This window comes from Streptomyces sp. (assembly GCF_031178505.1).
Taxonomy (GTDB): Bacteria; Actinomycetota; Actinomycetes; order Streptomycetales; family Streptomycetaceae; genus Streptomyces; species Streptomyces gulbargensis.
The window spans coordinates 1-1,827 of the sequence record NZ_JAPSIW010001013.1 but is presented as its reverse complement, the minus strand read 5'-3'; the positions used below and the strand labels follow the sequence as shown (position 1 = coordinate 1,827).

1 protein-coding gene and 1 pseudogene are annotated in these 1,827 nt (G+C 74.9%); both read right to left on the bottom strand.

Translation table 11 applies throughout. The features are described from left to right. Window positions 1-311 (bottom strand): annotated as a pseudogene (locus RIF68_RS35695) (PucR family transcriptional regulator); the annotation flags it as partial. 65 nt (window positions 312-376) lie between these two features. Further along, window positions 377-1,615 (bottom strand): cation:proton antiporter, encoded by a 1,239-nt coding sequence (locus tag RIF68_RS35690; RefSeq protein WP_076687606.1) that lies wholly within the window; start codon window positions 1,613-1,615, stop codon window positions 377-379. Window positions 1,616-1,827: the final 212 nt, after the last annotated feature.

Sequence of the window (1,827 nt, the reverse complement as noted above, 5' to 3'; positions counted from 1 at the left end):
CGTGCGTGACCTTCCTGACGGACGATCATGCGCTGTGCGCGCTCGTACCCCTCCGCGAAGGCGTCGATGGCCTGGGCCGCCGTGGCGAGCAGGTGCTCGGGGTCGCGGGTGGCACGGCCGTGGGCGCGCGTCGCGGTGAGGTGTTCGCGTACGAGGGCCCGCCAGGCCAGCCCGGCCTCGGCGGCCTGCGCGCCGAGCGCCCGGCGTGAGGTCAGCTCCTCTCGGGTCAGGCGGCGGCCGGTCGCGGTCGCCTCGGTCAGGATGTCGGCGTAGCCGTCGAGCAGTCGCCCGGGTACGGCTTGGGTGGTCATCCGGTCTCCCTCGTTCGGTCGACGGTCGGTGCGCGCCCGGCGCTGCCGGGCCGGGCGTTGACAGGTCAGGGGGCGGGCATGGCTTCCGCGTCGCGGCGCTCGGCGTCGGCGGCGGGCGCGGACGCCGCCACGGGTGTGGCCGCCGGGGCGGGGGCGCGGCGGCTGAGGCGGCGGGCCACGGGCTCGGTGAAGCGGGCGGCGACCGGGCCGGTCACGACCATGATCAGGACGTACGCGGTGGCCAGCGGGCCGATGCGGGGCTCGGCGCCGACCGCGAGCCCGGCGATGACGATGGAGAACTCACCGCGAGCCACCAGCGCGCCCGCGGTCCGCCACCGGCCGGCGGCCCGCACCCCGGCGCGCCCGGCCGCGTACCAGCCGGTGGCGATCTTCGTGCCCGTGGTGACGACGGCCAGGAGCAGGGCGGGGACCAGGACGGCCGGGATGTCGGCGGGGTCGGTGGACAGGCCGAAGAAGACGAAGAACACCGCGGCGAACAGGTCCCGCAGGGGCGAGAGCAGCACCCCGGCGCCCTCGGCCGTCCTGCCGGACAGCGCGATGCCCACGAGGAACGCGCCGACGGCGGCGGAGACATGGAGCTGCTGGGCGATACCGGCCACCAGCAGGGTGAGTCCGAGGACGACGAGGAGGAGCATCTCGGGGTTGCTGGAGGAGACGGCACGGCTGAGCAGGCGTCCGTGGCGCAGGGCGACGTACAGCACGGCGCCGACGGTGCCCAGCGAGATGAGCAGCGTCAGGCCGGTGCCCGCCAGGCCCGCCCCGGCGAGCAGTGCGGTGAGGAGAGGCAGGTAGAGGGCCATGGCGAGGTCCTCGATGACCAGGACGCCGAGGATGACGGGTGTCTCGCGGTTGCCGAGGCGGCCCAGGTCGCCGAGGACCTTCGCGATGACGCCCGACGAGGAGATCCAGGTGACGCCGGCGAGGGCGACGGCGGCGACCGGGCCCCAGCCGAGGAGCAGCGCGGCCACTGCTCCCGGCAGCGCGTTGAGCACGAAGTCGACGATCCCGGAGGGGAACTGGGTCTTGAGGTTGGTGACGAGTTCTCCCGCGCTGTACTCGAGGCCGAGCAGGAGCAGCAGGAGGATGACGCCGATCTCGGCGCCGGTGGCGATGAACTCCTCGCTGGCGCCGAGCGACAGGATGCCGCCGTGCCCGAAGGCGAGTCCGGCGAGGAGGTAGAGGGGGATGGGCGAGAAGCCCACCCGTCCGGCGAAGCGGCCGAGGAGGCCGAGGGCCAGGATGATGGCCCCGAGCTCGATGAGCAGGGCGGTGGTGTGGTGCACGGGCGTCTCCTCCGGGTGCGGCTCGGCGATGGCGTCAGTGCTCCTTCGGGCGTCGGCCGTGGCGGGCCGGGCGCGATGGCGCAGAGGTGTGGCGAGGCGTGCGGCATGGCGGCACGGTGCGATGGGGGCGGCGGTCACCCGCGCGGGGGCAGGGCGGGGCGACCGGATGATGTGGTGGCTGGTGCGGCGGCGGAACGAACAGGGCGGCGCGG